Source organism: Thalassolituus sp. UBA6592 (assembly GCF_002433655.1).
Taxonomy (GTDB): domain Bacteria; phylum Pseudomonadota; class Gammaproteobacteria; order Pseudomonadales; family Oceanobacteraceae; genus Venatoribacter.
Map to the genome: position 1 here is coordinate 4,704 of NZ_DJIO01000016.1, position 6,591 is coordinate 11,294.

Here is a 6,591-nt window from a genome sequence, read left to right on the forward strand (position 1 = left end):
ATGACGGGATCAAAACCCGTTGCCTTACCACTTGGCGACACCCCAGCATCTTTTAAGACGGTCTGAATAATACCTTATGCGTCGGTGAGAGGTTAACTCCCTTAGCCGTAAAGGCTACATATTCAGCCGGTAACTGCTCAGAAACACTGATGGCTTCTGCTTCAGAACCGAAGCTTGAAAATATGCAAGCTCCAGTGCCCGTCATCTTAGCAAAGGAAAATTTATTTAGCAATATCAATGCTTTACCAACTTCAGGATAAAGCGTTGTAACAATTGCCTGGCAGTCATTTCTGCCCCCTTGCTCTAACGCGGTGCGAATATTAATGGCGCTCGAATCCCTTGTCAAACCCTCATGTGAAAATATTTTTGCAGTATTTACATGCACTTGCGGAACGACCACCAGATACCAGGGTTCAGCGAGCTGTGGAACCGGGGTCAGAATCTCGCCCACACCCTCGGCAAATGCGGCTTCACCCCGCACAAACACTGGTACGTCGGCACCCAGAGAGACACCAATGGCGGCCAGTTCATCGAGAGAAAGATGCAGCTGCCAGAGATGATTGAGGGCCAGCAGAGTGGTTGCTGCATCCGAACTGCCGCCCCCTAATCCGCCACCCATGGGCAGAATTTTTTTCAGACGGATGTCGGCACCGCAGCTTTTTGCCGATTTTTTTTGCAGCATGCGGGCGGCGCGGATGATCAGATTGTCTTCAAATTCCACTCCGTCAACGGCAGGTTCCAGGGTTAACTGGTCATCGTTGCGTAAACGGAAACTCAGCTCGTCGCCATAATCGAGAAACTGAAACAGGGTCTGCAGGTTGTGGTAACCGTCTTCACGGCGACCGGTAATGTGCAGCATCAGGTTGAGTTTGGCCGGGGCCGGGAGGGTCAGCCAGCTGTCAGAGCTGGCCGGTGCTGAATCAGCCATTCAGGGTCCATTGCTTAATAGAAAAGGTGAATCGGAAATCGTGGCCACGGATTTTAATCAATCCCGGCAGCCAGTAGCCAGACTGATTACTGTAACGCGAGTAGGTCACTTCCCAGCCATGCTGATTCAGGGATTTCAGTAAGCCGTTGTCATCGTATTCCACTGCCTGGCTGTCTTTGCTGCTGCGCAGGTCCGGGCTGAGCTGGCCTTTTACCCAGTAGCGGATATCACTGACAGGAAAGTTCCAGCCCATATATTGCAGCATCAGCAACTCAGCCGATTCCGCCGTACGCGGTGTATCCCAGTCGGGCAGAGACAGTGATGCCTGATGGTTGTCGCCGCTCAGGCGCGAAGCGCCGGCACCGAAAGGGCCGGCAATAAACAGATCGTATTGATCGTCCTGCTGATCCCAGGTGAGGTAGCCGGTGGCGGAATCTTGAGGTGAAACTACCGACAGCTTGCCCCGCACCTGCCAGTGGGTAACGTCATTCAGTGAGCTCTGCAGGGTTTCTTTGCCGCCCTGAGGTGTAAGCATGGCGCAGCCCGGTAACAGCAGGGCCATTAATAACAGAAGCAGAAGCCCGGTGAAGGCAGGGCGCAGCGAATACCGGGCAGGGGTAAAAAACGGCCGGATGGCCGGGGATAACAGCATGATCATTCCTGAGTGTTGACGGAGGGCAGTTGATCCCGCGGGATCTGCAGCCGTTCGAGTGTGCTCTGTATGATGTCACTGTCCGGTGTTTGTTCCAGACCCGCCGCCCAGGTCTCAAGGGCTTTTTTCTGCTCGCCACTGACCCACAGAACTTCGCCATAGTGAGCAGCGATTTCGTGGTCGTTCATCAGTGAATAGGCACGGGCTAACAGTGGTCGCGCCTGTTCATAGTCACCCATACGGAAGTAGATCCAGCCGAGACTGTCGATTACAGCCGGGTTATCCGGCGACAGTTCCAGAGCACGTTTGACCAGCGGCATGGCTTCATCGAGCCGGTCGGTGCGGTCAGCCAGGGTATAACCCAGAGCGTTCAGAGCCTCAGCATGATCCGGATTAATGCGGATAATGGTACGCAGATCATCTTCCAGCATGGCCAGGTTATCGACCTGTTCCGCCAGCATGGCGCGGGTATAAAGCAGGTCGACATCGTTTGGTGCTTCGCTCAGGGCGGATGTCAGCAGTTGCAGAGCATCCTGTTTAAGACCCGCGGTGGTAAGGATTTCGACCTCAATGCGCACCAGCTCGCTGGACATGGCGGGGTTTTCGCCGCGACGCTCATCCAGATACTGACGCGCAGCTTCAGCGCCCTGTAAATCATAGATAATCCAGGCCGCACGCAGCTGCGCTGGCAGAAATTCCCGTCCGGCACCAACCTGGCTGTAGTGATCAACGGCGCTTTGCATCTGACCATCCTGCTCAGCGATCTGGCCCAGATAATAATGCGCTTCGTCGGCATGCGACTGGCGCGCCAGCAATTGATCAAAGTGCTCAGATGCCTGCATTACGTCACCGGCTTCGTGCTCAAGCAGAGCCAGCGACAGCAGGATGGCGGAGTCTTCCGGGAAGTTTTTGTGCAGCTGGGTAAATTCAAGAAGCGCGCGGTCAATATCCTGCTTATCCAGCCAGATACGGGCATGCAGAACCTGCAGACCTTTGTGATCAGGGTGATCTTTCAGCAGCGTATCCAGCCAGTCGATGGCTTTGTCGTAGTCCTGCATTAATGCCAGGATGCGGCCTTTCTGCAGCCCTGCGCGCAGATAGTCGGGGCTGATATCCAGCGCTTTGTTGATCAGTTTGATGGCCTGCGGCAGATCGTCCAGTTGCTGCGCCATAATCGCCCGGGCGTACCAGAGCGAGGCGTCGTCCGGGTAGCGTTGCTGTAACGCGGCCAGTTCCTGCGCCAGTTTTACCTGCTGGTCACGGGGCAGATGACTGGAATTAGCGGCCAGATAGTCAAACTGACTGACACCAGCCAGATCCTGCAGAATCGCCAGATGTTGCAGGGCATCGGAAAAGCGCCCCTGCTCCATATATAGTTGTGCTGCCGCCTGATGGGCTGCGGGATTGTGCGGATCGCTGTCGAGCCAGATATTCAGCGCTTCCAGCGCGTGACTGCTGCTGCCAACGTACTGGGCGATGCGGGTGGCGCGGGCGGCAATATCCGGATCACGGGTTTTGCGCGCCTGATCCATATAGTTGTACAGCGAAATATCAAAGCGCTGACGCTGACCGGCCATTTCCGCAACCAGCAGGGAATACATAGTGGCTGCGGGGATAGGCCGGTAAACCGGTGCCGGATGTTCACCAATGCCACTGTTTTCTTTGGCTGTGCTCTCAGCGTGGGTGGTGTCCGTGACTGAGACACTATTTTCCGCTGAGGTGTCCGCAGTCTGGTTGCTGTCTGCTGCATCGGTTGGCTGCGCGGACATGCTGGAACAGCCGCTGAGGCTGGCGAGGGCGATCATAACGGCGGGCAGAAGGGTTTTTCTGGCTTTGGTCAGACCGTCTGTGGGCAATGAAAACTGAGGCATATAGAAGAATAAATAGAAACTGGTGACTGTTATTTAGGGTCAGATGCGGATTTAAGTCAAAGATTTCAGCAGCAAAGGTTGGTTCAGACGTTTATAATCCCGCCTTTTGCCAGACCTGTCTGGTTTGGTATCAGTTGTACTCAGCGGAGCAGTTTTCACCAGCATGGCTATCTGGACATTAGGAATCAACCACAAAACGGCGCCCGTGGCCGTGCGTGAACGGGTTTCATTTGATCCGGCAACGATGCCTGAGGTTTTGTCTGAGGTGCAGTCGCTGGACCCGGTTTCGGAGGTGGTAATTCTTTCCACCTGTAACCGTACCGAAATTTATTGTTCAGCTGAGCAGCTGAATGAAGAACTGATTGCCGGTTGGTTGTCACAGCATCACGACATAGAACTGACCGAGTTGCACAGTGCCCTGTATTGCCTGAACGACGATAAAGCCGTTCAGCACACCATGCGAGTGGCCAGTGGGCTGGATTCGCTGGTACTGGGCGAGCCGCAGATTCTGGGGCAGATGAAATCCGCCTTTGCTGTGGCGCAGGAAGCCGGCACCGTAGGTTCTGAACTGGGCCGCCTGTTCCGCCAGACCTTCTCGATTGCCAAACGCGTGCGGACCGATACCGCCATCGGCGAGAACCCGGTGTCTGTGGCCTTTGCCGCAGTGCGCATGGCGCAGCACATCTTTGCCGACATGAGCAGCAGCAGTGCTCTGCTGATCGGCGCCGGTGAAACGATTGAACTGGTAGCCCGTCACCTGCATCAGGCGGGGGTGAAACAGATGACGCTGGCCAACCGTACACTGGCACGCGCTCAGGCGCTGGCGCAGGAGTTCCATGCGGAGGCGGTGCTGCTGGAAGACATTCCAAACGTGCTGCCACGTGCGGATATCGTTATTTCGTCCACGGCCAGCCCGTTACCGATTCTGGGTAAAGGCGCGGTGGAAAAAGCGCAGAAAACCCGTCGGCACAAGCCCATGTTTATGGTCGATATTGCCGTTCCGCGCGATATTGAAGAAGAAGTTGGCGAGCTTTCCGATGTGTATCTGTATACCGTCGATGACCTGCGCAACATCATCGAAGAAAACGTCCGTTCCCGTGAAGATGCCGCCAAACAGGCAGAAGAGCTGATTCTGGCAGGCGTTGACCACTTTATGCGCGAACTGAAAGCGCTGAATGCGGTGCAGACGCTGACGGATCTGCGCAGCAGTGTCGATCAGCTGCGTGAAGAGCAGCTGGCAAAAGCGCTGAAACAGCTGCAGAACGGTGCCGATGCCGAGAAAGTACTGCGCCAGTTTGCTCACACCTTCAGCAATAAAGTGCTGCACGCGCCGACGTCCATGCTGCGCAAGGCTGGCTCGGAAGGGCGTCTGGAAGTACTGGACTGGACGCGCGAACTGTTTAACCTCAATACCGAAAATGATGCTGCGCCTGGCGCGGTGCAGAAACCAGCAGGCGACGCGTCTGCCACAGACTCTGAATAATTAATGAAAAGCTCAATTCTTACCAAACTCGAACATCTGCGCGACCGCTACGAAGAAGTCGGCCACCTGCTGTCCGAACCGGATGCCGCCAGCGATCAGGATCGCTTCCGCAACCTGTCAAAGGAATACGCGGAACTGGAAACTATTGCCCAGACCTACAGTGCTTATGAACAGGCACTGGCGGATATGGAAGAGGCGGAACTGCTGGCTCAGGATACTGACCCGGACATGCGCGAAATGGGTGAAGAAGAGCTGGAAAGCGCTAAAGAAAAACGCGATGAACTGGAGCAGCAGCTGGAAATTCTGCTGCTGCCGAAAGACCCGGATGACAGCCGCAACGTGATTCTGGAAATCCGCGCCGGTACCGGTGGTGATGAAGCCGCTATTTTCGCTGGCGATCTGTATCGCATGTACACCCGTTATGCTGAAACCCGTGGCTGGCGCACCGAAATGCTCAGTGCCAGTGATGGTGAGCACGGCGGCTTTAAAGAAGTGATTACCCGTATTTCAGGTAACGATGTGTACTCGCAGCTGAAATTTGAATCCGGCGCCCATCGTGTACAGCGTGTGCCGGAAACCGAGAGTCAGGGCCGTATTCACACTTCCGCCTGTACCGTGGCGGTGATGCCGGAAGTGGGCGAAGAAGAAGCCATCGATATCAACAAAAATGATATCCGCGTGGACACCTTCCGTGCCTCCGGTGCCGGTGGTCAGCACATCAACAAAACCGATTCTGCTATCCGTATCACCCACCTGCCGACCGGCCTGGTGGTGGAATGTCAGGACGAACGTTCCCAGCACAAGAACCGCGCAAAAGCGCTGGCGGTGCTGGCGACCCGTCTGCGTGATGCCCAGCTGCAGGCGGCCCATGCCGAACAGGCAGCCACGCGTAAAAGTCTGGTCGGCTCCGGTGACCGTTCGGAACGTATCCGTACTTACAACTATCCACAGGGCCGGGTCACGGACCACCGTATCAACCTGACGCTGTATAAGCTGGAGGAAATCGTACAGGGTGATCTTAACCCGGTACTGGAACCTCTGATCCGCGAACACCAGGCCAACCTGCTGGCCGAGATGTCTGAGACCGCCTGACGTGGCAGTGCCGATTGAACACTGGCTGCGCAGCGCAACAGAGCAATTGCAGGCCAGTTCAGAATCCGCACGACTGGACAGTGAATGTCTGCTGGCCCATGTGCTGGGCCAGAACCGCACCTGGCTGTACACCTGGAGTGACCGCGGGCTGACGGCCGAACAACTGAGCGCTGCCAACGCATTGCTGCAGCGGCGTATAGCCGGTGAGCCAGTCGCCTACCTTTGTGGCCAGCGCGATTTCTGGTCGCTCACACTGGATGTGAATCCTTCCACTCTGATTCCCCGCGGTGATACCGAAACCCTGATCGAATGGGCGCTGGAATTGCCAGTGCTGGCCACAGCCAATGTGCTGGATCTCGGTACCGGTACCGGGGCTATTGCGCTGGCGCTGGCCAGTGAACAGCCATCCTGGCATGTGCAGGGCGTGGATTTTCAGGCCGAAGCGGTAGCGCTGGCGCGCACAAACGCCGCTAAGAACAACCTCAGTCGCGTTACCTTTGAACAGTCAGACTGGTTTTCTGCGCTTGCAGTTGGCGCAGGCCGCTTTGATCTGATCGTCAGCAAT

6 protein-coding genes are annotated in these 6,591 nt (G+C 55.9%); 3 read left to right on the forward strand and 3 right to left on the reverse strand.

The window, feature by feature from the left end:
* Window positions 1–52: 52 nt before the first annotated feature.
* Genes ispE through B2Z72_RS01395 form a run of 3 tightly spaced genes read right to left on the reverse strand, consistent with a single transcriptional unit; the run spans window position 53 to window position 3,436 of the window.
* The gene (ispE, locus tag B2Z72_RS01385) at window positions 53–928 is read right to left on the reverse strand and encodes a 4-(cytidine 5'-diphospho)-2-C-methyl-D-erythritol kinase (protein WP_296982900.1); all 876 of its coding nucleotides are present in this window, start codon (window positions 926–928) and stop codon (window positions 53–55) included.
* Complete coding sequence (gene lolB / locus B2Z72_RS01390) at window positions 921–1,580, reverse strand: lipoprotein insertase outer membrane protein LolB (RefSeq protein ID WP_296982899.1); 660 nt, start codon at window positions 1,578–1,580, stop codon at window positions 921–923. The genes ispE and lolB overlap by 8 nt, the downstream gene beginning before the upstream one ends.
* Window positions 1,581–1,582: 2 nt before the next feature.
* Complete coding sequence (locus B2Z72_RS01395) at window positions 1,583–3,436, reverse strand: tetratricopeptide repeat protein (protein ID WP_297004033.1); 1,854 nt, start codon at window positions 3,434–3,436, stop codon at window positions 1,583–1,585.
* A gap of 178 nt (window positions 3,437–3,614) precedes the next feature.
* Between B2Z72_RS01395 and hemA the strand changes: the two genes are divergently transcribed.
* From hemA to B2Z72_RS01410, 3 genes are all read left to right on the forward strand, one after another.
* Window positions 3,615–4,934 carry a glutamyl-tRNA reductase gene (gene hemA, locus B2Z72_RS01400; RefSeq protein ID WP_296982896.1) on the forward strand — a complete coding sequence of 440 codons (1,320 nt, stop codon included), beginning with the start codon at window positions 3,615–3,617 and terminating at the stop codon, window positions 4,932–4,934.
* A gap of 3 nt (window positions 4,935–4,937) precedes the next feature.
* Window positions 4,938–6,026 carry a peptide chain release factor 1 gene (prfA, locus tag B2Z72_RS01405; protein ID WP_296982895.1) on the forward strand — a complete coding sequence of 363 codons (1,089 nt, stop codon included), beginning with the start codon at window positions 4,938–4,940 and terminating at the stop codon, window positions 6,024–6,026.
* A 1-nt stretch (window position 6,027) separates the two neighbouring features.
* On the forward strand, window positions 6,028–6,591 hold a 564-nt coding region (locus B2Z72_RS01410; protein ID WP_297004035.1), incomplete at its 3' end, for a N5-glutamine methyltransferase family protein.